This is a genomic window from Burkholderia sp. RF7-non_BP4 (assembly GCF_001521935.1).
Lineage (GTDB): Bacteria > Pseudomonadota > Gammaproteobacteria > Burkholderiales > Burkholderiaceae > Burkholderia > Burkholderia diffusa.
Genome location: NZ_LOTA01000028.1, coordinates 432,068 through 458,524, shown reverse-complemented (window position 1 = coordinate 458,524; position 26,457 = coordinate 432,068). Strand labels below are relative to the sequence as shown.

Sequence of the window (26,457 nt, the reverse complement as noted above, 5' to 3'; positions counted from 1 at the left end):
GCCGAAGCAGGCCCGGCGCGGGTTGCGGCGAAAGCCCCACGACCTGTCCGGCGTCTCACGGGCGGGCCGATCATGGGTTAGAATTCCGTTTTGAATCAAGGATCGGAAGATGCAGAGGCACCCTCGGATCGCCCCGTTGAAGCCGACGCCGCGCGCAGCCAGCCCCGCGGCGGAACGGCATGCGCGCCGCGCGCGATCGTGCTGATGGCTCCGAGTGCCGCCAGGCCCCGCCGGCCCGGAACGGTGAGTCCAGACCCGCTCCGGCCCCATGCGAGATAGTCGCGCGCCTGGCACCAGAACAGATTTCCCCAAGATTGCGCCTACGCGCTTGCCGACGCCCGTGCACGGTGTATCGGCCCTCCGAGTCGTCCGAACATGAACGCACCACAAGTTTTCGATCCGCATGGCGCGGCCGCCACCGTCGCCGCCGACCCCGCGCCCCGTCTGCGCGAGATTCCCTACAACTACACGTCCTTCTCCGACCGCGAGATCGTGATCCGCCTGCTCGGCGCGGAGGCGTGGTCGGTGCTCGACGAGCTGCGCGCCGAACGGCGCACGGGCCGCTCGGCACGGATGCTGTACGAAGTGCTCGGCGATATCTGGGTCGTGCGCCGCAACCCGTACCTGCAGGATGACCTGCTCGACAACCCGAAGCGCCGCGCGCTGCTGATCGAGGCGCTGAACCACCGCCTGACCGAGATCGGCAAGCGCCGCCGCGCCGACCTGACCGAGCACCGCGACGACGCGGGCCGCGAACGCGCCGGACGCGTCGAGATGCTGGAAGCCGCCGCGCAGCGCGCGGTCGACGAGTTCGCCGACGAATTCGACAAGATGGCCGACCTGCGCCGCCGTGCGACCAAGGCGCTCGGCCGCTGCACGCAGAAGGACAACATCCGCTTCGACGGGCTGTCGCGCGTGTCGCACGTGACCGACGCGACCGACTGGCGCGTCGAATACCCGTTCGTCGTGCTGACTCCCGATACCGAAGCCGAGATCGCGGGCCTGATCAAGGCGTGCTTCGAACTCGGCCTGACCGTGATCCCGCGCGGCGGCGGCACCGGCTACACGGGCGGCGCGGTGCCGCTCACGCCGTTCTCCGCGGTGATCAACACCGAGAAGCTCGAACAGCTCGGCGCGGTCGAGCTCACCGAACTGCCGGGCGTCGCGCACAAGGTGCCGACGATCTTCTCCGGCGCGGGCGTCGTCACGCGCCGCGTGACGGAAGCGGCCGAAGCGGCCGGCTACGTGTTCGCGGTCGATCCGACCTCGCTGGACGCATCGTGCATCGGCGGCAACGTCGCGATGAACGCGGGCGGCAAGAAGGCCGTGCTGTGGGGCACCGCGCTCGACAACCTGGCCTGGTGGCGGATGGTCGACCCGGACGGCAACTGGCTCGAAGTCACGCGCCATGAGCACAACCAGGGCAAGATTCACGACATCGCGGTCGCGCGTTTCGAGCTGAAGTGGTTCGACGGCGCGTACGCGCCGGGCGAGAAGCTGCTGAAGAGCGAGATGCTCGAGATCGAAGGCCGCCGGTTCCGCAAGGAAGGCCTCGGCAAGGACGTCACCGACAAGTTCCTCGCCGGGCTGCCCGGCGTGCAGAAGGAAGGCTGCGACGGGCTGATCACGTCCGCGCGCTGGGTGCTGCACAAGATGCCCGCGCACACGCGCACCGTCTGTCTCGAATTCTTCGGCCAGGCGCGCGAGGCGATCCCGAGCATCGTCGAGATCAAGGATTACCTGTTCGAGACGTCGAAGCAGGGCGGCGCGATTCTCGCGGGCCTCGAGCACCTCGACGAGCGCTACCTGCGCGCGGTCGGCTACGCGACCAAGAGCAAGCGCAACGCATTCCCCAAGATGGTGCTGATCGGCGACATCGTCGGCGACGACGCCGATGCGGTCGCGCAGGCGACGTCCGAAGTAATCCGGATGGCGAACGGCAAGAGCGGCGAAGGCTTCGTCGCGATCAGCGCGGAGGCGCGCAAGCGCTTCTGGCTCGACCGCAGCCGCACGGCCGCGATCGCGAAGCACACCAACGCGTTCAAGATCAACGAGGACGTCGTCATCCCGCTGAACCGGATGGGCGAGTACACCGACGGCATCGAGCGGATCAACATCGAGCTGTCGCTGAAGAACAAGCTGCAGCTGGTCGACGCGCTCGAAGCGTTCTTCCGCGCCGGCAACCTGCCGCTCGGCAAGACCGACGACGCGAACGAAATCCCGAGCGCCGAACTGCTCGAGGATCGCGTGCAGCAGGCGCTGGAGCTGCTCAAGCGCGTGCGTGCGCGCTGGGAGTTCGTGCGCGACCGGCTCGACCAGCCGCTGCGCGAGGCACAGCACTATCTCGTGCAGCTGGGCTACGAGGCGCTCGCCGAGAAGTTCGCCGATCGCGCGGACGATCAGCCGGGCGCGACCGTGTTCCACGTCACGCAGGACCGCACGGTCCGCATCTCGTGGAAGCAGGAGATCCGCGCGGAGCTGCGCGCGATCTTCAACGGCGGCGCGTTCAAGCAGATCCTCGACGAGGCGCAGGCGATCCACAAGCAGGTGCTGCGCGGCCGCGTATTCGTCGCGCTGCACATGCACGCGGGCGACGGCAACGTCCACACCAACATCCCGGTCAACTCCGACAATTACGAGATGCTGCAGGATGCGCACGCGGCGGTCGCGCGCATCATGACGCTCGCACGCTCGCTCGACGGCGTGATTTCCGGCGAACACGGGATCGGCATCACGAAGCTCGAGTTCCTGACCGACGACGAGATCGCAGAATTCCGCGCGTACAAGCAGCGCGTCGACCCGAACGGCCGCTTCAACAAGGGCAAGCTGCTCGACGGCGCCGACCTGCGCAATGCATACACGCCGAGCTTCGGGCTGATGGGCTACGAGTCGCTGATCATGCAGCAGTCCGACATCGGCGCGATCGCCGATTCGGTGAAGGATTGCCTGCGCTGCGGCAAGTGCAAGCCGGTGTGCGCGACGCACGTGCCGCGCGCGAACCTCCTGTACAGCCCGCGCAACAAGATTCTCGCGACCTCGCTGCTGGTCGAGGCGTTCCTCTACGAGGAACAGACGCGCCGCGGCGTGTCGATCAAGCACTGGGACGAGTTCAACGACGTGGCCGACCACTGCACGGTGTGCCACAAGTGCGCGACGCCGTGCCCGGTGAAGATCGACTTCGGCGACGTCACGATGAACATGCGCAACCTGTTGCGCAAGATGGGCAAGAAGAAATTCAACGCCGGCAATGCGGCCGGCATGTTCTTCCTGAACGCGACCAATCCGCAGACGATCAACGCCGCGCGCAGCGTGATGATGGGCGTCGGCTACAAGGTGCAGCGCTTCGCGAACGACATGCTGAAGAAGGTCGTGACGAAGCAGACCCAGCATCCGCCGGCGACGGTCGGCAAGCCGCCCGTGGTCGAGCAGGTGATCCACTTCGTCAACAAGAAGATGCCGGGCAACCTGCCGAAGAAGACGGCGCGCGCGCTGCTCGACATCGAGGACAACAAGATCGTGCCGATCATCCGCAACCCGAAGTCGACGACCGTCGATTCGGAAGCGGTGTTCTACTTCCCGGGCTGCGGCTCCGAGCGCCTGTTCTCGCAGGTCGGCCTCGCGACGCAGGCGATGCTGTGGGAGGCGGGCGTGCAGACCGTGCTGCCGCCGGGCTACCTGTGCTGCGGCTATCCGCAGCGCGGCTCGGGCCAGTACGACAAGGCCGAGAAGATCGTCACCGACAACCGCGTGCTGTTCCACCGGGTCGCGAACACGCTGAACTACCTCGACATCAAGACGGTGGTCGTGTCGTGCGGCACCTGCTACGACCAGCTCGCGGGCTACGAATTCGACAAGATCTTCCCGGGCTGCCGGATCATCGACATCCACGAGTTCCTGCTCGAGAAGGGGATGAAGCTCGACGGCGTGACGGGCACCCGCTACATGTATCACGACCCGTGCCATACGCCGATCAAGACGATGGATCCGGTGAAGCTCGTCAACGAGCTGATGGGCACGGAGAAGGACGGCTACAAGATCGAGAAGAACGAGCGCTGCTGCGGCGAATCGGGCACGCTCGCGGTGACGCGTCCGGACGTGTCCACGCAGGTCCGCTTCCGCAAGGAAGAGGAAATCCGCAAGGGTGCCGCGAAGCTGCGCAGCATCCCGGTCGTGGCCGGCGACACGCCGGCGCCCGCCGCGAACGGCCCGGACGTGAAGATCCTGACGAGCTGCCCGTCGTGCTTGCAGGGCCTGTCGCGCTACAACGAGGACGCGAACCTCGAGGCCGACTACATCGTGGTCGAGATCGCGCGCCAGGTGCTCGGCGAGAACTGGATGGCCGATTATGTCGCACACGCGAACAATGGCGGGATCGAGCGCGTGCTGGTCTAATGCGGGCATGACGACCGCCCGGCCGGGCGAGGGATGAGAGCGGGCGCCTGCGCTGAAGCGCAGGCGCCCGTCCACATGGGAGCGACGATGGAATGCGTGTTTTGCCGTGAAGACGGCGGCGAGGTGCTCTGGCAGGACGATGCGCTGCGCGTCGTGCTTGCGACGGGCGAGCACGACTACCCGGGCTTCTGCCGGGTGATCTGGGGCACGCACGTGGCCGAGTTTTCCGATCTCGGCGAGCCCGAGCGGGCACATCTGATGCGCGTGGTGTACGCGGTGGAGCGGGCCGTGCGCCGCGTGATGCAGCCGAACAAGGTGAATCTCGCGAGCCTCGGCAACATGGTGCCGCACGTGCACTGGCACGTGATCCCGCGCTTCTCCAACGACGCCCATTTCCCGCAACCCGTCTGGGCGCCGCGCCAGCGCAGCGTGTCCGAGGCACTGCTGCGCACGCGCGCGGCGCAGGCCTCGCTGCTGCACAATGCGGTGCGCGAGGAAATTCAACGCATGACCGATTCGAGGCAGCCATGAGCGGTTTGACTTCCACGACGCCGATTCCGTCCGGCGTCGTCGTGCACGCGGTGTCGCGCGTGCTCGAATTGCAGTACCCGAACGGCGAGAGCTACCGGATTCCGTTCGAGCTGATGCGCGTTTACTCGCCGTCGGCCGAGGTGCGCGGCCACGGGCCGGGCCAGGAGACGCTGCAGACCGGCAAGCGCGAGGTGACGATCACCGCGCTCGAGGGCGTGGGCAACTACGCGCTGCAGCCGACGTTCTCGGACGGCCATTCGACCGGCATCTACTCGTGGGATCTGCTGTACGAACTGGCGACGCAGCAGGACGCGCTGTGGCGCGACTATTTCGACAAACTGAAGGCGGCGGGCGTCGAGCGCGACGCGCCGATGCAGGCGGCTCCCGCGCCGCACGGCCACTGCCACTGAAATCGACGGCGCCCGCTCGGCGCCGTCTTGCCATTTACTGAGGATCAACGCGATGAGCAAAACCCACTTCGGCTTCGAAAGCGTCGAGGAAACCGAAAAAGCGAAGAAAGTGGCGGGCGTGTTCCATTCGGTCGCGAGCAACTACGATCTGATGAACGACCTGATGTCGGCCGGCATGCACCGCGCGTGGAAGGCGTTCACGATCGCGCAGGCGAACGTGCGCCCCGGCTTCAAGGTGCTCGACATCGCGGCCGGCACGGGCGACCTGACCAAGGCGTTCGCGAAGGCGGCGGGCCCGACGGGCGAGGTCTGGCATACCGACATCAACGAATCGATGCTGCGCGTCGGCCGCGACCGATTGCTCGACAAGGGCATCGTGACGCCGTCGCTGTTGTGCGACGCCGAGAAAATTCCCTTTCCCGACAACTACTTCGATGTCGTCACGGTCGCATTCGGGCTGCGCAACATGACGCACAAGGACGCCGCGCTCGCCGAGATGCGCCGCGTGGCGAAGCCCGGCGGCCGCGTGATGGTGCTGGAATTCTCGAAAGTCTGGGATCCGCTGAAAAAAGCGTACGATCTGTATTCTTTCAAAGTATTACCGTGGCTTGGCGACAAGTTCGCGAAAGATGCTGAAAGTTACAAGTATCTTGCTGAATCTATCCGGATGCACCCCGATCAGGACACGCTGAAGACGATGATGGAACAAGCGGGCCTCGATGCCGTCAAATATTACAATTTGTCAGGTGGCGTGGTAGCGTTACACCTAGGAACCAAGTACTAAGGGGTTCTTTCCATACATTCGCCTTACATCTGGAGAAGCTGATGTCCGAATCGCGTTCGTTGTTCAACCGTAGCAAGCCGTCGAAGCCGTGGGCTCGACGGGTCGGCACGCTGCTGATGGTCGGCCTGCTCACGGCCGGCACGTTCGCATCGCTCGACGCTGAAGCCAAGCGCATGGGCGGCGGGCGCAGCATCGGCCGTCAAAGCTCCACCGTCACGCAGCGCCAGGCCACGCCGCCCGCGCAGCAGCCGATGCAGCAGGCCGCGCCGGCGCAGGCGCAGCGCGCGAACCCGGCCGCACCGGCTCCGGCCGCGCAGCCGAACCGCTCGCGCTGGCTCGGGCCGATCGCCGGTCTCGCGGCCGGCCTCGGCATCGCGGCGCTGCTGTCGCACTTCGGCCTGGGCGGCGCGTTCGCGAGCATGATGGCGAACGTCATCGTGATCGCCCTGCTCGCGATGGTCGGCATCTGGCTGGTTCGCAAGTTCATGAACCGTCGCCGTTCGCACGAACCGGCGTACTCGGTGGGCGGTTCGGCATCGTCGTCGGGCGGCTACTCGCAGAGCCCGTCGTTCCAGCAAGGCAGCACCGGCAACAACTATGCCGGCAGCGGCAGCAGCTATGCGAACGAAGCGCAAGGCGTGTTCGGCGGCGGCGCAGCCGCCGCGGGCGCGGCGGGCGCGATGGCGGCCGCGCCGCTGCAGGTGCCGGCCGGCTTCGACACCGAAGCGTTCCTGCGCAGCGCGAAGGTCTACTTCGTGCGCCTGCAGGCAGCCTGGGACCAGGGCAACCTGGCAGACATCCGCGAGTTCACGACGCCGGAAATGTTCGCCGAGATCAAGATCGACCTCGACTCGCGCGGCAACGAGGCGAACCAGACCGATGTCGTGCAGCTCGACGCGGAACTGGTCGCGATCGAGGATCGCGGCATCGAGCAGTCGGCGAGCGTGCGCTTCCACGGGCTGATCCGCGAATCGGCGAATGCGTCGGCGGCGCCGTTCGACGAGGTGTGGAACCTGTCGAAGTCGGGCAGTCAGGGCTGGCTGCTCGCGGGTATCCAGCAGCTCAACACGCACTGAGCATGACCGGTGGCCGGCTTGCCGGCTGCCCGGGCGACGGCCGCCGCACTGCGACCGCTTGCCGCCCGGGTGTGCGGTTGGCCGCGGTCTGCCGACGATCCGACGTTACAATAGAAACCCGCGTGGGCGCCCGGCCCGCGCGGGTTTTTTCTTTCCCAGCCCGATGACCTTTGCCGCCAAGCCTTTTGCTGCTGCTGTCAATCACCTGCTCGCGCGCGAATCGTGGGCGCGCGACCGCCTGATCCCCTACGCGGGCAAGACCGCCCGGCTCGACGTGCCGCCCGTCACGCTCACGCTGCTCGTGCAGCCCGACGGCTATCTGTCCGCCGTGGAAGCGCACGATGCGCAACACGTCGACGTATCGATCGCGCTCGCGGGCGACACCGTCGCCGCATTCCTGCAGGGCGGCCAGGCGGCCGTGATGAAGCACGTGAAGATCGAGGGCGACGCGGAGTTCGCGACGCAGATCGCGAAGCTGGCCGAGCACCTGCGCTGGGAACCTGAGGAAGATCTCGCGAAGCTGGTCGGCGACGCGGCGGCGCACCGGATCGCGACGGTCGTGCGCGACGCCGGCGCGCGCGCGCGCCGCACCGGCCGCAACGTGCTCGATTCCGTCGCCGAATACTGGCTCGACGAAAACCCGCAAGTCGTCCGGCGCACGGTGCTCGGCGGCTTCGACGCCGAACTGGCGCGTGCGCGCGATGCGCTCGCGCGGGTCGAGAAACGGGTCGAGCGACTCGAACAAAAAATCGGCGCGCGCACGGGCTCCGGCCCGCGCGGCGCGCACTGAGGGCCGCAGGGCATGCGCATTTTCCGTTTCATCAAGATTGTCTACACCGTCATCCGCTTTGGCCTCGACGAAGTGATGCTGTCCCGGATCGACGACCGGCGCGTGAAACTGCTGTTGCGGATCACGACGATCGGCCGCCGCTATTCCGATCCGCCCGCCGTGCGGCTGCGTCACGCGCTCGAAAGCCTCGGCCCGATCTTCGTGAAGTTCGGCCAGGTGCTGTCGACCCGCCGCGACCTGCTGTCGGTCGATTTCGCGAACGAACTCGCGAAGCTGCAGGACCAGGTGCCGCCGTTCGATTCGGCGGTCGCGATCGCGATCATCGAGAAGTCGCTCGGCGCGCCGGTCGACGAGCTGTTCGACGAATTCGAGCGCGAGCCGATCGCGAGCGCGTCGATCGCGCAGGTGCATTTCGCGAAGCTGAAGCAGGGCCCGCACGCGGGCAAGGCCGTCGCGGTCAAGGTGCTGCGCCCGAACATGCTGCCGGTGATCGATTCGGACCTCGCGCTGATGCGCGACATCGCGACGTGGACGGAGCGCATGTGGGCCGACGGCCGGCGCCTGAAGCCGCGTGAAGTCGTCGCCGAATTCGACAAGTACCTGCACGACGAGCTGGACCTGATGCGCGAGGCCGCGAACGGCAGCCAGCTGCGCCGCAACTTCGCGGGCCTCGATCTGCTGCTCGTGCCCGAGATGTTCTGGGATTTCTCGACGTCGCAGGTGCTCGTGATGGAGCGCATGACCGGCGTGCCGATCAGCCAGGTCGAGACGCTGCGCTCGGCCGGCGTCGACATCAAGAAGCTCGCGCGCGAAGGCGTCGAGATCTTCTTCACGCAGGTGTTCCGTGACGGTTTCTTTCACGCGGACATGCACCCGGGCAACATCCAGGTGAGCCTCGATCCGAACACGTTCGGCCGCTATATCGCGCTCGATTTCGGGATCGTCGGCGCGTTGTCGGATTTCGACAAGAACTACCTCGCGCAGAACTTCCTCGCGTTCTTCAAGCGCGATTACCACCGCGTCGCGACGCTGCACCTCGAGTCGGGCTGGGTGCCGCCCGAGACGCGTGTCGAGGAGCTGGAAAGCGCGATTCGCGCGGTGTGCGAGCCGTATTTCGACCGCGCGCTGAAGGACATCTCGCTTGGGCAGGTGCTGATGCGCCTGTTCTCGACGTCGCGCCGCTTCAACGTCGAGATCCAGCCGCAGCTCGTGCTGCTGCAGAAGACGATGCTGAACGTCGAGGGGCTCGGCCGTTCGCTCGATCCTGAACTCGACCTGTGGAAGACGGCGAAGCCGTATCTCGAACGCTGGATGACCGAGCAGATCGGCCTGCGCGGTTGGTACGAGCGCTTCAAGGTCGAGGCGCCGCAGTGGAGCAAGACGCTGCCGCAACTGCCGCGCCTGATCCACCATGCGATGGCGGCGCGCCACGACGCACCGCGCGCGGCGAGCGAGGACCTGATGCGTCAGATCCTCGTCGAGCAGAAACGCACCAACCGGCTGCTGCAGGCATTGCTGATCTTCGGGCTTGCCGTCGGCGTCGGGGCGCTCGTCGCGCGCGTGCTGCTCGCGCTCGCGTACGGTGCATGAACGAAGGGAGCCGCGCGATGCCTGAACCGACACGACCGTCCGCACCGAGCGCCGCCGATTTCGCGACGCGCGACCCCGGCAACGCCGCGTTCTGGGACGAGCGTTTCGCGCGCGGCGTGACGCCGTGGGAATTCGGCGGCGTGCCCGACGGGTTTCGCGCGTTTGCGCAGCGCCTCGAGCCGTGTGCGGTGCTGATTCCCGGCTGCGGCAGCGCGCAGGAGGCCGGCTGGCTCGCGCAGGCCGGCTGGCCCGTGCGCGCGATCGATTTCTCGGCGCAGGCGGTGGCGACCGCGAAGGCGCAGCTCGGCGCGCATGCGGACGTCGTCGAGCAGGCCGATTTCTTCGCGTACCGACCGCCGTTCGACGTGCAGTGGGTGTACGAGCGCGCGTTCCTGTGCGCGCTGCCGCCGAGCCTGCGCGCCGGCTATGCGGCGCGGATGGCCGAATTGTTGCCGGCCGGAGCGTTGCTGGCCGGCTATTTCTTCGTGACGACGAAACCGAAGGGGCCGCCGTTCGGCATCGAGCGCGCCGAACTCGATGCGCTGCTCGCGCCGCACTTCGAACTGATCGAGGATCTGCCGGTGACCGATTCGCTGGCCGTGTTCGAAGGGCACGAGCGCTGGCTCACGTGGCGCCGTCGCTGAAGCCGGGGCGTCGCGGCCGTTGCCGGAGCGCGCCGGGGTTTCGGCTATAATTCAAGGTTTTGCAAGCCGTTTCCAGTTTCTGCGGGAAAAATATCATGCCGATCTACGCCTATCGATGCGAAGCGTGCGGTTTCGCGAAGGACGTGCTCCAGAAGATGAGCGACGCGCCGTTGTCGCAGTGCCCCGAATGCGGGAAGGATGCTTTTCGCAAGCAGGTCACCGCCGCCGGCTTCCAGCTGAAGGGCTCCGGCTGGTATGTCACCGATTTCCGCGGTGGCTCGGGCGGCACCAGCGCGCCGGCGACGGCGTCCGGCGACACGGCGGCGGCACCGGCCGCAGCGCCGGCGGCAGCCGCGCCCGCTGCCGCGAGCTCCGAAAGTGCGACGACGAGCGCCGCGCCGGCCCCGGCTGCGGCGCCCGCCGCCGGCAGTTGACCGTCGCGGCCCGGCCGGGCCGCGACCAACCCGCGCTTCCGGCGCGGTTCATTGACGGCAGATGATGAAAAAGACGACCCTGAAAACGGTGTTCCTGACCGGCCTGCTGGTTCTCGTCCCGCTCGCGATCACGCTGTGGGTGCTCGGCCTCATCATCGGCACGATGGACCAGACGCTGCTGCTGCTGCCCGAATCGTGGCAGCCGGAGCGGATGCTCGGCTTCCACCTGCCGGGGATCGGCGCGGTGCTGACGCTCGCGTTCATCTTCGTCGTCGGGCTGGCCACGCAGAACTTCATCGGCCAGAAGCTCGTCACGTGGTGGAACGCGGTCGTGCGTCACATCCCGGTCGTCGGGCCGATCTACACGAGCGTCAAGCAGGTGTCGGACACGCTGCTGTCGAGCAGCGGCAACGCGTTCCGCAAGGCGCTGCTGATCGAATACCCGCGGCGCGGCTCGTATACGATCGCGTTTCTGACGGGCACGCCCGGTGGCGACGTGGTCAACCATCTGACGGAAGAGTACGTGAGCGTGTACGTGCCCACGACGCCGAACCCGACGTCGGGCTTCTTCCTGATGCTGCCGAAGAGCGAAGTCATCGAACTCGACATGTCGGTCGATGCCGCGCTCAAGTACATCGTCTCGATGGGCGTCGTGGCGCCTTCGGCGCCGGCTCCGGCGCCCGCCCGCCGTCCCGTCGAGCCGCCGCTGTAAGTAAAGAATCATCGCCCGGGCCGCGCGTTGCGGCACCCGTTGATCAAACCGAACGAAAGCAAACATCATGTCGATGCGTACTGAATACTGCGGTCTCGTGACCGAACACCTGCTGGGCCAAACCGTGTCGCTGTGCGGCTGGGTGCAGCGCCGCCGCGATCACGGCGGTGTGATCTTCATCGACCTGCGCGATCGTGAAGGCCTCGTGCAGGTGGTGTGCGACCCGGATCGCGCGGAAATGTTCGCGACCGCCGAAGGCGTGCGCAACGAGTTCTGCGTGCAGATCAAGGGTCTCGTGCGCAACCGTCCGGAAGGCACGGTCAACGCCGGCCTGAAGAGCGGCAAGATCGAAGTGCTGTGCCATGAGCTGATCGTGCTGAACGCGTCGATCACGCCGCCGTTCCAGCTCGACGACGACAACCTGTCGGAAACGACGCGCCTCACGCATCGCGTGCTCGACCTGCGCCGTCCGCAGATGCAGCACAACCTGCGCCTGCGCTACCGCGTCGCGATCGAAGCACGCAAGTACCTCGACGAGCAGGGCTTCATCGACATCGAAACGCCGATGCTGACGAAGAGCACGCCGGAAGGCGCGCGCGATTACCTCGTGCCGTCGCGCGTGAACGCGGGCCAGTTCTTCGCGCTGCCGCAGTCGCCGCAGTTGTTCAAGCAGCTGCTGATGGTCGCGAACTTCGACCGTTACTACCAGATCACCAAGTGCTTCCGCGACGAGGACCTCCGTGCCGATCGTCAGCCGGAATTCACGCAGATCGACTGCGAGACGTCGTTCCTCGGCGAGCAGGAAATCCGCGACCTGTTCGAAGACATGATCCGTCACATCTTCAAGACGACGATCGACGTCGAACTCGACGCGAAATTCCCGGTGATGCCGTACTCGGAAGCGATGGCGCGTTTCGGTTCGGACAAGCCGGACCTGCGCGTGCAGCTCGAATTCACCGAGCTGACCGACGCGATGAAGGACGTCGACTTCAAGGTGTTCAGCACCCCCGCCAACGCGAAGGACGGCCGTGTCGCGGCGCTGCGCGTGCCGAAGGGCGGCGAGCTGTCGCGCGGCGACATCGACGGTTACACGGAATTCGTGCGCATCTACGGCGCGAAGGGCCTCGCATGGATCAAGGTCAACGAGAAGGCGAAGGGCCGCGACGGCCTGCAAAGCCCGATCGTCAAGAACCTGCACGACGCGTCGATCGCGGCGATCCTCGAGCGCACCGGCGCTGAAGACGGCGACATCATCTTCTTCGCGGCCGACCGCGCGAAGGTCGTCAACGACAGCCTCGGCGCACTGCGCCTGAAGATCGGCCATTCGGAATTCGGCAAGGCGAACGGCCTCGTCCAGGCCGGCTGGAAGCCGCTGTGGGTCGTCGACTTCCCGATGTTCGAATACGACGACGAAGACGCGCGCTACGTCGCCGCGCACCATCCGTTCACCAGCCCGAAGGATGAGCACCTCGAGTACCTCGAGACCGATCCGGGCCGTTGCCTCGCGAAGGCGTACGACATGGTGCTGAACGGCTGGGAAATCGGCGGCGGCTCGGTGCGTATCCATCGTGAGGAAGTGCAGAGCAAGGTGTTCCGCGCGCTGAAGATCGGCGCGGAAGAAGCGCAACTGAAGTTCGGCTTCCTGCTGGACGCGCTGCAGTATGGCGCGCCGCCGCATGGCGGTATCGCATTCGGCCTCGACCGCATCGTCACGATGATGGCCGGCGCCGACTCGATCCGCGACGTGATCGCGTTCCCGAAGACGCAGCGTGCGCAGGATCTGCTCACGCAGGCGCCGAGCCCGGTCGACGAGCGTCAGCTGCGCGAACTGCACATCCGTCTGCGTCAGCCGGAACAGCCGAAGGCGTAACGCGTGCCACAGGTCGTGTGCGCGGCGACGCGTGCACGACATCCAGCGAAAAAGGCGCCGTGGTGCGCCTTTTTCGTTTTTTGCGGTACAGTCGCAGCACTTGCCGCACGTTCCGGCACAGGCCCGGCGCCCGGCCCTGTGCCGCATGAAACAAAGATGACGAAGCCGCCGAAAATCCCCGAATCCGTTCTCGTCGTGATCTATACGCCCGAGCTCGACGTGCTGGTGATCAAGCGTGCCGACCAGCCCGATTTCTGGCAATCGGTGACCGGATCGAAGGACGCGCTCGACGAGCCGCTCGCGCTCACGGCCGCGCGCGAAGTCGCCGAGGAAACCGGCATCTCGGTCGGGTCGCACGACGTGCCGGCCACCGCGCTGATCGACTGGCACCACCGGATCGAATACAGCATCTATCCGCAATACCTGCATCGCTATGCGCCGGGCGTCACGCGCAACGTCGAGCACTGGTTCGGCCTGTGCGTGCCGCGCCGCGTCGACGTGACGTTGTCGCCGCGCGAGCACGTCGACCACGCGTGGCTGCCGTACCGTGAAGCGGCCGCGCGCTGCTTCTCGCCGTCGAACGCCGAGGCGATCCTGCAATTGCCCGTGCGCGTATCGCTCGCGCGGGCGCCGCACGGCTCGTCCGCATGAATGCGGAAACCCGCAAGCGCTTCGCGCAATTGCGGCAGATGTTCCTGCAGGAGCGCGGCTCCGCGTCGCGGCTCGCGTTCACGGCCGGCAACACGGTGCGGCTCTGCGAGACCGGCAGCGAATTCTTCCACGCGCTGATCGAACGGATCGATGCGGCGCGCGAGCAGGTAATGCTCGAAACCTACATCTTCTGCGACGACGCGGCCGGCCGCCCGGTGTCGGATGCGCTGATTCGCGCGGCGCAGCGCGGCGTGCGCGTGCGCGTGATCACCGACGGCGTCGGCACCGCGCGCCTGCCGCTGTTCGATACGTGGGCCGGGGCCGGTGTCGAGCACTGCATCTACAACCGCTACCTGTTCGGCCGCTTCGGCTTCTCGCGCACGCACCGCAAGCTCGCGGTGATCGATCATGCGGTCGCGTTCTGCGGCGGCATCAACATCGTCGACGACTACGCGCAGGGCAGCGCGACGCTGCCGTTCCCGCGCTGGGATTTCGCGGTCGAGATGGCCGGGCCGGCGGTGTCGGACGTGCGCGCCGCGTTCGAGCTGCAGTGGCACCGCATCCAGTTCGGCCACAAGCCGTACGCGCAGTACGCGGCCGGGCTGCACGGCGGCGAGGCGTTCCCGGACATGTTCCGGCGCTGGATGCGCAGCCACCGGTGGATCAAGGCCGGTGCGCTGCGGGTCGTGACGGAGCCGAGCGTCGCGTTCGTCGCGCGCGACAACGTCGTGAACCGCCGCGCGATCGAGAAGGCGTATCTCGCCGCGATCGGCCAGGCGCGCCAGCGGATCCTGCTCGCGAATCCGTATTTCATGCCGGGCCGCAAGCTGCGCCGCGCGCTGACGGGCGCCGCGCGCCGCGGCGTCGACGTGCGGATCCTGATCGGCCGCAACGAGTTCACGGCGCTCGATACGGCCGTGCCGTTCCTGTATCACGCGCTGCTGCGCGCGGGCGTGCGCGTGGCGGAATACGACAAGACGATCCTGCACGGCAAGGTCGCGGTGATCGACGACAACTGGGCGACCGTCGGCTCGTCGAACCTCGACGCGCTGAGCCTGATGCTGAACAATGAGGCGAATGTCGTGCTGGTGCGCTACGATGCGGTCACCAACGAGCTCCGCGACGCAATCGCGGCCGCCTTCACCGAAGGCCGCGAAATCGACGCCGCCCGGTATGCCGCGCGGCCGCGCATCGAGCGCATGCTGAACTGGCTCGCGTACAACACGTACCGCATCGTGATGAAGGCGCTGACGGTCGGTGGTTACGACTGACACGGACTAAGCATCCGCTTCAAAAATCTGTCCGCACGTTCGTGCGGAAAAGCCGCTCCGGTCCCGCCGGAATCGCGCAAAATAGCGGCTCGGTTAGACACCGGTTTCTAATAATTTCCTTGTTTCGCGAGCGGCCGCACTCAATAATAGTACGGCCGTTCGATTTTATTCGAACCCCCGAACGGTTACAGAAATAGCTATGCGAAAAGGCGAACAGACGCGTGCCGCGATACTCGAAGCTGCTTTGGACCTCGCCAGCCGTGACGGGCTGGAGGGGCTGACGATCGGCCTGCTGGCCGAGCGCATGCAGATGAGCAAGAGTGGTGTGTTCGCGCACTTCGGATCGCGCGAAGACCTGCAGGTCGAGGTCGTTCGCGAGTATCACCATCGTTTCGAAAACGAGGTGTTCTTTCCGAGCCTGCGCGAGCCGCGAGGCTTGCCGCGCCTTCGGGCGATGCTGGCCCGCTGGACGGAGAAGCGCATCCAGGAGGTGACGACCGGATGCATCTACATCAGCGGCGCCGTCGAGTACGACGACCGGCCTGACAGCCCCGTGCGCGAGCAGTTGATCGCGAGCGTGACGGCCTGGCGTGCTGCGATGCTGCGTGCCATTTCGCAGGCGAAGGAAGAAGGCCATCTGCGTGCGGATACGGATCCGGACCTGATGCTCTTCGAGTTGTACAGCTTCACGCTCGGCCTGCATCACGACGCACGATTCCTGCATTCGCCGGATGCCGTGCGCCTCACGTGGGCCGCGCTGGAAAAGACGATCGTTTCGTATCAGAGCGAGAGCCGTTAGCGGCGCGTGATCCGCCCGCCGGGAGCTCGAGCCGTTTTGCCCACCTTTGGAGAGAGTCATGGGACAGTACGCCGCGCCGCTGCGCGACATGCAATTCGTGTTGCACGAGCTTCTGAACGTCGAAGCCGAGGTCAAGCAAATGCCGCGGCACGCGGACCTCGACGCCGACACGATCAACCAGGTCCTCGAGGAGGCGGGCAAGTTCTGCTCCGAGGTACTGTTCCCACTGAACCAGGTCGGCGACCGCGAAGGCTGCACGTATGAAGGCGACGGCGTCGTGAAGACCCCGACCGGCTTCAAGGAAGCGTATCGGCAGTACGTCGAGGCAGGCTGGCCGGCGCTCGGCTGCGATCCGGACTACGGCGGTCAGGGCCTGCCCGCGTTCGTGAACAACGCGCTCTACGAAATGCTGAACTCCGCGAACCAGGCATGGACGATGTATCCGGGCCTGTCGCACGGCGCCTACGAATGCCTGCACGCGCACGGCGCGCCGGAACTCCAGAAGCAGTATCTGCCGAAGCTCGTGTCGGGCGAATGGACGGGCACGATGTGCCTGACCGAGCCGCACTGCGGCACCGACCTCGGCATCCTGCGCACCAAGGCCGAACCGAACGGCGACGGCTCGTACTCGATCAGCGGCACGAAGATCTTCATCTCGAGCGGCGAGCACGACATGTCGAAGAACATCGTCCACCTCGTGCTCGCGCGCCTGCCGGACGCGCCGCAAGGCACGAAGGGGATCTCGCTGTTCATCGTGCCGAAGTTCGTTCCGGACGCCGCGGGCGAGCCGGGCCAGCGCAACGGCATCAAGTGCGGCTCGATCGAACACAAGATGGGCATCCACGGCAACTCGACGTGCGTGATGAACCTCGACAACGCGAAGGGCTGGATGGTCGGCGAGCCGAACAAGGGCCTCAACGCGATGTTCGTGATGATGAACGCCGCGCGCCTGGGCGTCGGCATGCAGGGCCTGGGCCTCACGGAAGTCGCGTACCAGAACTCGCTGACGTACGCGAAGGAGCGCCTGCAGATGCGCTCGCTGACGGGCCCGAAGGCACCGGACAAGCCGGCCGACCCGATCATCGTGCACCCGGACGTGCGCCGCATGCTGCTCACGCAGAAGGCCTACGCGGAAGGCGCGCGCGCATTCACGTACTGGTCCGCGCTGCAGATCGACAAGGAGCTGTCGCACGGTGACGAAGCGGTGCGCAAGGAAGCGGCCGACCTCGTCGCGCTGCTCACGCCGATCATCAAGGCGTTCCTGACCGACAACGCGTTCGAGTCGACCAACCACGCAATGCAGATCTACGGCGGCCACGGCTTCATCTCCGAGTGGGGCATGGAGCAGTACGTGCGCGACGCGCGGATCAACATGATCTACGAAGGCACGAACTCGATCCAGTCGCTCGACCTGCTGGGCCGCAAGGTGCTCGGCGACATGGGCGCGAAGCTGAAGAAGTTCGGCAAGCTCGTCACCGAATTCGCGGAAGCCGAAGGCGTGAAGCCGGAGATGGCCGAGTTCATCAACCCGCTCGCCGACATCGGCGACAAGGTGCAGAAGCTGACGATGGAAATCGGCATGAAGGCGATGCAGAACCCGGACGAAGTCGGCGCCGCCGCCGTGCCGTACCTGCGCACCGTCGGCCACCTGGTGTTCTCGTACTTCTGGGCGCGCATGGCGCGTCTCGCCCTCGACAAGGAAGCGTCGGGCGACCCGTTCTACAAGTCGAAGCTCGCGACCGCACGCTTCTATTTCGCGCGCCTGCTGCCCGAGACGGCGGCGACGATCCGCGCCGCGCGCGCCGGCTCGAAGACGCTGATGGAAGTCGACGAATCGCTGTTCTGACGCGAGTCCGGGCGGTGCGCGCCGCGCGCCGCCCGAACGCAACGGTTCCTGGTACTCACTTCGCCATGCAGCCCTCACAACCCGCGCTGCATGACATTATCCGGAGACATCCCGTGAGCAATTTCCTGATTCGCAAGGTCGCCGTGCTGGGCGCCGGCGTGATGGGCGCGCAGATCGCCGCGCACCTCGTCAACGCGCGCGTGCCGGTGCTGCTATTCGACCTGCCGGCCAAGGAAGGCCCGAAAAACGCGATCGCGCTGAAGGCGATCGAGAACCTGAAGAAGCTGTCGCCCGCGCCGTTCGGCGTGAAGGACGACGCGAAATACCTCGAAGCCGCGAACTACGAAGACGACATCGCGAAGCTCGCCGAGTGCGACGTCGTGATCGAGGCGATCGCCGAGCGGATGGACTGGAAGCACGACCTGTACAAGAAGGTCGCGCCGCACATCGCGCCGAACGCGATTTTCGCGACCAACACGTCGGGCCTGTCGATCACGAAGCTGTCCGAAGGTTTCTCGGACGAGCTGAAGTCGCGCTTCTGCGGCGTGCACTTCTTCAACCCGCCACGCTACATGCACCTCGTCGAGCTGATCCCGACCGCGCACACGCGTCCGGAGATCCTCGACCAGCTCGAGACCTTCCTGACGAGCATCGTCGGCAAGGGCGTCGTGCGCGCGAAGGACACGCCGAACTTCATCGCGAACCGCGTCGGCATCTTCTCGATCCTCGCGGTGATCACCGAGGCCGCGAAGTTCGGCCTGCGCTTCGACGAAGTCGACGACCTGACGGGCAGCCGCCTCGGCCGCGCGAAGTCGGCGACGTTCCGCACCGCGGACGTGGTCGGCCTCGACACGATGGCGCACGTGATCAAGACGATGCAGGACAACCTCGCCGACGATCCGTTCTTCCCGGTCTACCAGACGCCTGCCGTGCTCGCCGAACTGGTGAAGCAGGGCGCGCTCGGCCAGAAGACGGGCGGCGGCTTCTACAAGAAGGAAGGCAAGGCGATCAAGGTGCTCGACGCGAAGACGGGCACTTACGTCGATTCGGGCGCGAAGGCGGATGAAACCGTCGGCCGCATCCTGAAGCGCCCGCCGGCGGAACGCCTGAAGCTGCTGCGCGAGACGGACCATCCGCACGCGCAGTTCCTGTGGTCGATCTTCCGTGACGTGTTCCACTACATCGGCGTGCATCTCGAGTCGATCGCCGACAACGCGCGTGACGTCGACCTCGCGATCCGCTGGGGCTTCGGCTGGAACGAAGGCCCGTTCGAAGGCTGGCAGGCTGCCGGCTGGAAGCAGGTCGCCGAGTGGGTGCAGGAAGACATCGCGGCCGGCAAGGCGCTCGCGAACGTGCCGCTGCCGTCGTGGGTGCTCGAAGGCGCGGTTGCGGAGAAGGGCGGCGTGCACACGGCCGAAGGCTCGTGGGCGCCGGCGTCGAAGCGCTTCGTGCCGCGCTCCGGCTTGGCCGTCTACGGCAAGCAGGTGTTCCGCGCGCCGCTCGTCGGCGAAGCCGGCGCCGACCCGAAGACGTACGGCAAGACGCTGTTCGAAACCGACGCCGTGCGTGCATGGGTCGACGATCGCGCAGGCGAGGACGACGTCGTGATCGTGTCGTTCAAGTCGAAGATGAACACGATCGGACCGAGCGTGATCGACGGCCTCGTGCAGGCGATCGAACTCGCGGAGAAGGACTACAAGGGCGTGGTGATCTGGCAGCCGACGTCGCTGAAGCTCGGCACGCCGGGCGGCCCGTTCTCGGCCGGTGCGAACCTCGAAGAGGCGATGCCCGCGTTCATGATGGGCGGCGCGAAGGGCATCGAGCCGTTCGTGAAGAAATTCCAGGAAGGCATGCTGCGCGTGAAGTACGCGAACGTGCCGGTCGTCGCGGCCGTATCGGGCATCGCGCTCGGCGGCGGGTGCGAGCTGATGCTGCACAGCGCGAAGCGCGTCGTGCACGTCGAGAGCTACATCGGTCTCGTCGAAGTCGGCGTCGGCCTCGTGCCGGCGGGCGGCGGCCTGAAGGAAGCGGCGCTGCGCGCGGCGGATGCGGCAACGGCCGCGAACGCGACCACCGACATCCTGAAGTTCGTCACGAAGTCGTTCGAGAACGCGGCGATGGCGAAGGTGTCGTCGTCGGCGCACGATGCACGCGCGATGGGCTACCTGAAGCCGTCCGACACGATCATCTTCAACGTGTTCGAGCTGCTCGACACCGCGAAGAAGGAAGCACGCGCGCTGGCGGCCGTCGGCTACCGTGCGCCGCTGCGCGCGAAGGACGTGCCGGTCGCGGGCCGCTCGGCGATCGCGACGATCAAGGCGTCGCTCGTCAACATGCGTGACGGCCGCTTCATCAGCGACCACGACTACCTGATCGCGAGCCGCATCGCCGAAGCCGTGTGCGGCGGCGACGTCGAAGCCGGCAGCCTCGTCGACGAGCAGTGGCTGCTCGCGCTCGAGCGCCGCGCGTTCGTCGAGCTGCTCGGCACGCAGAAGACGCAGGAACGGATCATGGGCATGTTGCAGACCGGCAAGCCGGTGCGTAACTGAGCGAGCAGACAAGGAGTCTGAAATGAGCAAACAACTGCAAGACGCATACATCGTCGCCGCCAGCCGCACCCCGATCGGCAAGGCCCCGCGCGGTGTCTTCAAGAACACGCGCCCCGACGAGCTGCTGGTTCACGCGATCAAGTCGGCGGTCGCGCAGGTGCCCGGCCTCGACACGAAGGTGATCGAGGACGCGATCATCGGCTGCGCGATTCCGGAAGCCGAGCAGGGCCTGAATGTCGCCCGCATGGGCGCGCTGCTCGCGGGCCTGCCGCAGACGGTCGGCGGCGTGACGGTCAACCGCTTCTGCGCGTCGGGCATCACGGCGCTGGCGATGGCGGCGGACCGCATCCGCGTCGGCGAATCGGACGCGCTGCTCGCGGGCGGCTGCGAATCGATGAGCATGGTGCCGATGATGGGCAACAAGCCGTCGATGTCGCCGCACATCTTTGATCGCAGCGAGGATTTCGGCATTGCATACGGGATGGGCCTGACGGCCGAGCGCGTCGCCGAGCAGTGGAAGGTGAGCCGCGAAGACCAGGACGCGTTCTCGGTCGAGTCGCATCGCAAGGCGCTCGCCGCGCAGCAGGCCGGCGAGTTCGGCGACGAAATCTCCGCGTACACGATCACCGAGCGTTTCCCGAACCTCGCGACGGGCGAAGTCGACGTGAAGACGCGCGAGATCGCGCTCGACGAAGGTCCGCGCGCGGACACGTCGCTCGAAGGCCTCGCGAAGCTGCGCACGGTGTTCGCGAACAAGGGCTCGGTCACGGCCGGCAACAGCTCGCAGACGTCGGACGGCGCGGGCGCGTTGCTGGTCGTGTCGGAGAAGGTGCTCAAGGAATTCAACCTGACGCCGCTCGCGCGCTTCGTGAGCTTCGCGGTGCGCGGCGTGCCGCCGGAAATCATGGGCATCGGCCCGAAGGAAGCGATCCCGGCCGCGCTGAAGGCCGCGGGCCTGAAGCAGGACGATCTCGACTGGATCGAGCTGAACGAGGCATTCGCCGCGCAGTCGCTGGCGGTGATCCGCGATCTCGGCCTCGACCCGTCGAAGGTCAACCCGGTCGGCGGCGCGATCGCGCTCGGCCACCCGCTCGGCGCGACCGGCGCGATCCGCGCGGCGACCGTCGTGCACGGCCTGCGCCGCCGCAACCTGAAGTACGGGATGGTCACGATGTGCGTCGGCACCGGCATGGGTGCGGCGGGCATCATCGAACGCCTGTAAGCGGAGCGGGACAGTAGCGATCACGGTGCGCGAGCCACGAGCTTGCGCACCGTTTTTCATTCCGGAAGAGGAAAGTCAAAGGAGACGGTTGTGGCCGAAATTCAAGTGGAACGCGCCGACGGCGTGATGACGATCACGATCGCGCGCCCGGCGAAGAAGAACGCGCTGACGGCGGCGATGTACCAGACGATGGCCGATGCGCTCGCCGACGCGCAGGAAGACAAGGCGATCCGCGTGATCCTGCTGCGCGGCAGCGACGGCAACTTCAGCGCGGGGAACGATCTCGAGGATTTCCTGAAGGCGCCGCCGAAGGACGAGAACGCGTCGGTATTCCAGTTTCTCGGGCGGATCAGCGGCGCGACCAAGCCGATCGTCGCCGCGGTGCCGGGCATCGCGGTCGGTGTCGGCGTGACGATGCTGCTGCACTGCGATCTCGTCTACGCGGCCGACACCGCGGCATTCTCGCTGCCGTTCGCGCAGCTCGGGCTGTGCCCGGAAGCCGCATCGAGCGTGCTGCTGCCGCGCCTGGCCGGCCATCAGGTCGCCGCTGAAAAGCTGCTGCTCGGCGAAGCGTTCGACGCGCTGGAAGCGCACCGCATCGGCATCGTCAACCGCGTGCTGCCGGCCGCCGAGCTCGACGCATTCGCGGCGAAGCAGGCCGCGAAGCTCGCGGCGCTGCCGGCGTCGTCGCTGCGCGTGACGAAGGCGTTGCTGAAGGAGACGGGCGGGGTGTCCGTTGCCGCGCGGATGAACGAGGAAGCCGGCCACTTCTCCGCGATGCTGCGCGCGCCGGAAGCCCGCGAGGCGATGACCGCGTTCTTCGAGAAGCGCAAGCCGGATTTCCGTCAGTTCGACTGACGCAGCGGCCGGGCGGCCGGCATCAGGCCGTGCCGTAATCGACGTGGCCGGTTTCGCGGCAGAAGCAGACCAGCCGCAGGCCGGCCGCCTTCGCGATCTCGATCGCGAGCGACGACGGCGCGGAGATCGTCGCGACCATCGGGATTCCGACCCGCGCCGACTTGCGCACGAGCTCGTAGCTCGCGCGGCTCGACAGGAACACGAAGCCGTCGGTCGCGTCGGCGCGCGACAGCACGAGCGAGCCGATCAGCTTGTCGAGCGCGTTGTGGCGGCCGACATCCTCGAACGCCATCCGGATCGCGCCTGTTGCGTCGCACCACGCGGCCGCGTGCAGGCCGCCGGTGAGTTGCGTGAGCGCCTGGTGCACCGGCAGCGCGTGGGCCGCGCGCGCGAGCGCGTCCGGCGCGAGGCGCGCGAGAAAGCCGGTGTCGGGCACCCGTTCGGGCGCGAGGTCGAGCAGGTCGATGCTCTCGATCCCGCACACGCCGCAGCCGGTACGCCCCGCGAGCGCGCGGCGGCGGTCCTTCAGCGCGGCGAAAGCCTGCTGGACGACCTCCAGATGCACCTCCGCGTGCGGCAGCGATGCATCGGCGTGGAGGATCACCTCGATGTCCTTGATGTCGCTGCCGCGCTCGACGATCCCTTCCGAGATCGCGAAGCCGACCGCGAACGCCTCGAGGTCGCGCGGCGTGCACATCATCACCGCGTGCGAGATGCCGTTGAAGACCAGCGCGACCGGCCATTCCTGGCCGACGTAATCGTGCGCGGTTTCGACGGCGCCGCCGCGCGTGCGGCGCACGGACAGCTCGATCGCGCCGCGCGGTTCTTCTGTTTCAGTCGGATTCACGAGCACTCCCGTTGATTCGAGGCAGGGCGGCGACGATCGTGTCCGCCGCTCGCGCGTAGAGGTTCTAAAATACCTCAGGCAGGCCGGCCGCGCCGGCATCCGCCACTCAGGTAACGACCATGGGACTCAGCGACGCTCCGCTGCTATTCAATTTCGAACACGATTCGTCGGAAAACCTGACGTACATCCCGATGATCGTGCGTTTCAATCTCGACCGTTTCGGTCTGCGGATTTCACTGGAGCAGTGGCAGCTGCTGCCGCTCGAGGACCGCAAGCTGCTCGCACGCTTCCCGGCCGACGACGACACCGCGATCGAGCCCAATTTCGATCACGCGCTGTTCGAAATGCTGCGCACGCACGCCGACCTCGAACCGTCGTGGTTCCAGCCCGACGAGCAGCCGAGCTGGCGAGCGACCGATTCGGTGCCGGACGCGCTCGTGCAGCAGAGCGCGCTGGCCGGGCTGCCGGCGCCCGCGCTTGCGCAGTGGCAGCGGCTCGCGCCGTTCCAGCGCTACGTGCTGATGAAGCTGTCGCGCAAGCCGAAGCTCAATCACGACTTCCTGCCCGCGATGCGGGAGTTCGGGCTGACGGCCACGCACTGACGGGCCGCGTGCGGCGCCGCAGCGCGGCGCGCGCCGGTCAGAGCGGCGGCAGTGGCCGCGGCTTGCGGTCGGGGCCGGTCGCGACGTAGGTGAGCGTTGCTTCGGTGACCTTCACGATTTCGCCCATCAGGCGCATGCGCTGCGCGTACACCTCGACGTCGACCGTCACCGACGTGTTGCCGGTGCGCATGATGGTGGCGTAGAAGCTCAGCAAATCGCCGACGAACACCGGCTGCTTGAACACGAACGAATTGACTGCGACCGTCGCGACGCGGCCATTCGCGCGCTGGCTCGCGGGGATCGAGCCGGCGATGTCGACCTGCGACATAATCCAGCCGCCGAACACGTCGCCGTGGACGTTCGCGTCGTGCGGTTGCGGGACGACGCGCAGCGCGGGCTGCTTTTGCGGAAGTTCGAGGGTCGAATCGGTCATGGCGGGGGCTTTCATCCTGTAATAAATGCGCCGCCGCGCGCAGGCCAGCCGGCGAGGCCGCCGGCAGCGGCGCGTAGCGGCTTCTGCGACAATACAACGTTCGCAAATTGTACGAGAAAGCGGGCGAGCCGGCCGCCACCGCAACGCGTGCCGCACCGCCGCCGATCCTTCCCCCCATGCGCCGATATTCCGCTTCCGGCGAGCCCGCGCCGGCTCAGACCGGGCCTCGCAACGACTGGCAGACCATCCGGTCGCTGCTGCCGTACCTGGCCACCTACAAATGGCGCGTCGCGCTCGCGCTCGGCTGCCTGATCGGCGCGAAGGTCGCGAACCTCGGCGTGCCGGTCGTGATGAAACGCATCGTCGATCATCTGTCGGCGGTGCAGCAACTCACCGCGCTCGGTCGCGCGGAGCAGTCGGCCGGCATCGTGCTGGCGGGCGGCGTCGGCCTGCTGGTCATCGCCTATGCGCTCGTGCGGCTGTCGACGTCGCTTTTCACCGAGCTGCGCGAGATCCTGTTCTCGAAGGTCACCGAGAGCGCGGTGCGCCAGCTCGCGCTGCAGGTGTTCCGGCATCTGCACGGGCTGTCGCTGCGCTTCCATCTCGAGCGCCAGACGGGCGGCATGTCGCGCGACATCGAGCGCGGCACGCGCGGCATCCAGCAACTGATTTCCTATTCGCTGTACAGCATCCTGCCGACGCTCGTCGAGGTCGGGCTCGTGCTCGGCTTCTTCGTGGTCAAGTACGAGGCGTACTACGCATACGTGACGTTCGCGGCGCTGGTCACGTACATCGTGTTCACCGTGAAGGTCACCAACTGGCGCACGCACTTTCGCCGCACGATGAACGAACTCGATTCGCGCGCGAACTCGCGGGCGATCGATTCGCTGATCAACTACGAGACGGTGAAGTACTTCGGCAACGAGGAGTGGGAGGCGCAGCGCTACGACGAAAACCTGAAGCGCTACCGCAAGGCCGCGATCCGCTCGCAAAATTCGCTGTCGGTGCTGAACTTCGGCCAGCAGGCGATCATCGGCACCGGGCTCGTGTTCATCCTGTGGCGCGCGACGCAGGGCGTGCTGGCCGGCAAGCTGACGCTCGGCGATCTCGTGCTGATCAACACGTTCATGCTGCAGCTGTACATCCCGCTGAATTTTCTCGGCGTCGTGTATCGCGAACTGAAGCAGAGCCTCACCGACATGGACCGCATGTTCGGACTGCTGTCGGCCGCGAAGGAAGTCGCGGACGCGCCCGACGCGCGACCGCTCGCGGTGGCCGGCGCGCAGGTCCGCTTCGAGCACGTGAACTTCGCGTACGAAGCGTCGCGGCAAATCCTGCACGACGTGACCTTTACGATCGACGCGGGCACGACGACCGCGGTGGTCGGGCACAGCGGGTCAGGCAAGTCGACGCTGTCGCGGCTGCTGTTCCGCTTCTACGATCTCGACCGGCAGGCGGGCGGTGCGATCCGGATCGACGGCCAGGACATTCGCGACGTCACGCAGGACTCGCTGCGTGCATCGATCGGGATCGTGCCGCAGGACACCGTGCTGTTCAACGACTCGATCTACTACAACATCGCGTACGGCCGGCCGACCGCGAGCCGCGACGAAGTGATCGCGGCCGCGCGCGCCGCGCACATCCACGACTTCATCGAGAGCTTGCCGAAGGGCTATGACACGCCGGTCGGCGAGCGCGGGCTGAAGCTGTCGGGCGGCGAGAAGCAGCGCGTCGCGATTGCGCGCACGCTGTTGAAGGATCCGCCGGTGCTGCTGTTCGACGAGGCGACGTCGGCGCTCGATTCGCGCTCGGAGCGCGCGATCCAGCACGAACTCGACCAGATCGCGCGGCACCGCACGACGCTCGTGATCGCGCACCGGCTGTCGACGGTCGTGCATGCGCAGCAGATTCTCGTGATGGACCATGGGCGGATCGTCGAGCGCGGCACGCACGACGAACTCGTGCGCGCGGACGGGCTGTATGCGCAGATGTGGGCGCTGCAGCAGCAGCGCGCGGCGGCGGGCGGGGAAGCGGCCGAGGCCGCGTGAGCGTGGATGCCGCGCCGGCCGTTCGGCATCGGGCGGCGTTGCGCCGTCACGGCCGGGCGCTCCGGCGCGGCGTGCTCGGCATTTGATTCACGAGCGGC

General features: G+C 66.8%; 22 protein-coding genes. 20 read left to right on the top strand and 2 right to left on the bottom strand.

Going from position 1 to position 26,457, the window contains the following annotated elements; all coding sequences use genetic code 11:
* The first annotated feature begins 375 nt into the window (after window positions 1–375).
* From WS49_RS11965 to WS49_RS11880, 18 genes are all read left to right on the top strand, one after another.
* Entirely contained in the window at window positions 376–4,392 is a 4,017-nt protein-coding gene (locus tag WS49_RS11965) for a DUF3683 domain-containing protein (protein WP_059528212.1), read from the top strand.
* Between the two features lie 87 nt (window positions 4,393–4,479).
* Window positions 4,480–4,923 (top strand): HIT family protein, encoded by a 444-nt coding sequence (locus WS49_RS11960; RefSeq protein ID WP_044846840.1) that lies wholly within the window; start codon window positions 4,480–4,482, stop codon window positions 4,921–4,923.
* Complete coding sequence (locus tag WS49_RS11955) at window positions 4,920–5,333, top strand: gamma-butyrobetaine hydroxylase-like domain-containing protein (protein ID WP_011886002.1); 414 nt, start codon at window positions 4,920–4,922, stop codon at window positions 5,331–5,333. The genes WS49_RS11960 and WS49_RS11955 overlap by 4 nt, the downstream gene beginning before the upstream one ends.
* Window positions 5,334–5,385: 52 nt before the next feature.
* Window positions 5,386–6,117, top strand: a complete 732-nt coding sequence (gene ubiE / locus WS49_RS11950) for a bifunctional demethylmenaquinone methyltransferase/2-methoxy-6-polyprenyl-1,4-benzoquinol methylase UbiE (protein WP_059528209.1) — start codon at window positions 5,386–5,388, stop codon at window positions 6,115–6,117.
* 41 nt (window positions 6,118–6,158) lie between these two features.
* Window positions 6,159–7,193 (top strand): Tim44 domain-containing protein, encoded by a 1,035-nt coding sequence (locus WS49_RS11945; protein WP_059528206.1) that lies wholly within the window; start codon window positions 6,159–6,161, stop codon window positions 7,191–7,193.
* 163 nt (window positions 7,194–7,356) lie between these two features.
* Window positions 7,357–7,983 carry a ubiquinone biosynthesis accessory factor UbiJ gene (locus WS49_RS11940; protein ID WP_059528203.1) on the top strand — a complete coding sequence of 209 codons (627 nt, stop codon included), beginning with the start codon at window positions 7,357–7,359 and terminating at the stop codon, window positions 7,981–7,983.
* Between the two features lie 12 nt (window positions 7,984–7,995).
* Window positions 7,996–9,573, top strand: coding sequence for a ubiquinone biosynthesis regulatory protein kinase UbiB (gene ubiB, locus WS49_RS11935; RefSeq protein ID WP_059528200.1), 1,578 nt, complete (start codon window positions 7,996–7,998; stop codon window positions 9,571–9,573).
* A gap of 17 nt (window positions 9,574–9,590) precedes the next feature.
* Window positions 9,591–10,217, top strand: a complete 627-nt coding sequence (locus WS49_RS11930; protein ID WP_059528340.1) for an SAM-dependent methyltransferase — start codon at window positions 9,591–9,593, stop codon at window positions 10,215–10,217.
* A gap of 95 nt (window positions 10,218–10,312) precedes the next feature.
* Window positions 10,313–10,651 carry an FmdB family zinc ribbon protein gene (locus tag WS49_RS11925; RefSeq protein WP_059528197.1) on the top strand — a complete coding sequence of 113 codons (339 nt, stop codon included), beginning with the start codon at window positions 10,313–10,315 and terminating at the stop codon, window positions 10,649–10,651.
* A gap of 61 nt (window positions 10,652–10,712) precedes the next feature.
* On the top strand, window positions 10,713–11,363 hold the full coding sequence (locus WS49_RS11920; RefSeq protein ID WP_006477842.1) for a DUF502 domain-containing protein: 651 nt from the start codon (window positions 10,713–10,715) through the stop codon (window positions 11,361–11,363).
* Between the two features lie 67 nt (window positions 11,364–11,430).
* Complete coding sequence (gene aspS / locus WS49_RS11915; RefSeq protein ID WP_059528194.1) at window positions 11,431–13,233, top strand: aspartate--tRNA ligase; 1,803 nt, start codon at window positions 11,431–11,433, stop codon at window positions 13,231–13,233.
* 156 nt (window positions 13,234–13,389) lie between these two features.
* Window positions 13,390–13,884, top strand: coding sequence for a dihydroneopterin triphosphate diphosphatase (gene nudB / locus WS49_RS11910; RefSeq protein WP_059528191.1), 495 nt, complete (start codon window positions 13,390–13,392; stop codon window positions 13,882–13,884).
* The gene (gene clsB, locus WS49_RS11905; protein WP_059528188.1) at window positions 13,881–15,155 is read left to right on the top strand and encodes a cardiolipin synthase ClsB; all 1,275 of its coding nucleotides are present in this window, start codon (window positions 13,881–13,883) and stop codon (window positions 15,153–15,155) included. Before nudB ends, clsB begins: the two co-directional genes overlap by 4 nt.
* A 199-nt stretch (window positions 15,156–15,354) precedes the next feature.
* On the top strand, window positions 15,355–15,954 hold the full coding sequence (locus WS49_RS11900; RefSeq protein WP_006751498.1) for a TetR/AcrR family transcriptional regulator: 600 nt from the start codon (window positions 15,355–15,357) through the stop codon (window positions 15,952–15,954).
* A gap of 58 nt (window positions 15,955–16,012) precedes the next feature.
* Window positions 16,013–17,800: an acyl-CoA dehydrogenase C-terminal domain-containing protein gene (locus WS49_RS11895; RefSeq protein WP_059528185.1), complete on the top strand. Its 1,788-nt coding sequence runs from the start codon at window positions 16,013–16,015 to the stop codon at window positions 17,798–17,800.
* Between the two features lie 113 nt (window positions 17,801–17,913).
* Window positions 17,914–20,349, top strand: coding sequence for a 3-hydroxyacyl-CoA dehydrogenase/enoyl-CoA hydratase family protein (locus WS49_RS11890; RefSeq protein WP_059528182.1), 2,436 nt, complete (start codon window positions 17,914–17,916; stop codon window positions 20,347–20,349).
* A 22-nt stretch (window positions 20,350–20,371) separates the two neighbouring features.
* On the top strand, window positions 20,372–21,571 hold the full coding sequence (locus WS49_RS11885) for an acetyl-CoA C-acyltransferase (RefSeq protein WP_059528179.1): 1,200 nt from the start codon (window positions 20,372–20,374) through the stop codon (window positions 21,569–21,571).
* Between the two features lie 90 nt (window positions 21,572–21,661).
* A complete protein-coding gene (locus WS49_RS11880; RefSeq protein WP_059528176.1) occupies window positions 21,662–22,429 on the top strand; it encodes an enoyl-CoA hydratase in 768 nt (255 codons plus the stop codon).
* Window positions 22,430–22,451: 22 nt separating this feature from the next.
* Here WS49_RS11880 and fdhD read toward each other — a convergent pair whose 3' ends face one another.
* Entirely contained in the window at window positions 22,452–23,282 is an 831-nt protein-coding gene (gene fdhD, locus WS49_RS11875) for a formate dehydrogenase accessory sulfurtransferase FdhD (protein WP_156437250.1), read from the bottom strand.
* 113 nt (window positions 23,283–23,395) lie between these two features.
* On the opposite strand from fdhD, the gene WS49_RS11870 reads away from it, so the two are divergent.
* Window positions 23,396–23,878 (top strand): nitrate reductase associated protein, encoded by a 483-nt coding sequence (locus WS49_RS11870; protein WP_059528173.1) that lies wholly within the window; start codon window positions 23,396–23,398, stop codon window positions 23,876–23,878.
* 37 nt (window positions 23,879–23,915) lie between these two features.
* Here the strand turns inward: WS49_RS11870 and WS49_RS11865 are convergent, their stop codons facing one another.
* A complete protein-coding gene (locus WS49_RS11865) occupies window positions 23,916–24,311 on the bottom strand; it encodes an acyl-CoA thioesterase (RefSeq protein ID WP_059528170.1) in 396 nt (131 codons plus the stop codon).
* Window positions 24,312–24,487: 176 nt separating this feature from the next.
* On the opposite strand from WS49_RS11865, the gene WS49_RS11860 reads away from it, so the two are divergent.
* Complete coding sequence (locus WS49_RS11860; protein WP_059528167.1) at window positions 24,488–26,359, top strand: ABCB family ABC transporter ATP-binding protein/permease; 1,872 nt, start codon at window positions 24,488–24,490, stop codon at window positions 26,357–26,359.
* Window positions 26,360–26,457 lie beyond the last annotated feature (98 nt).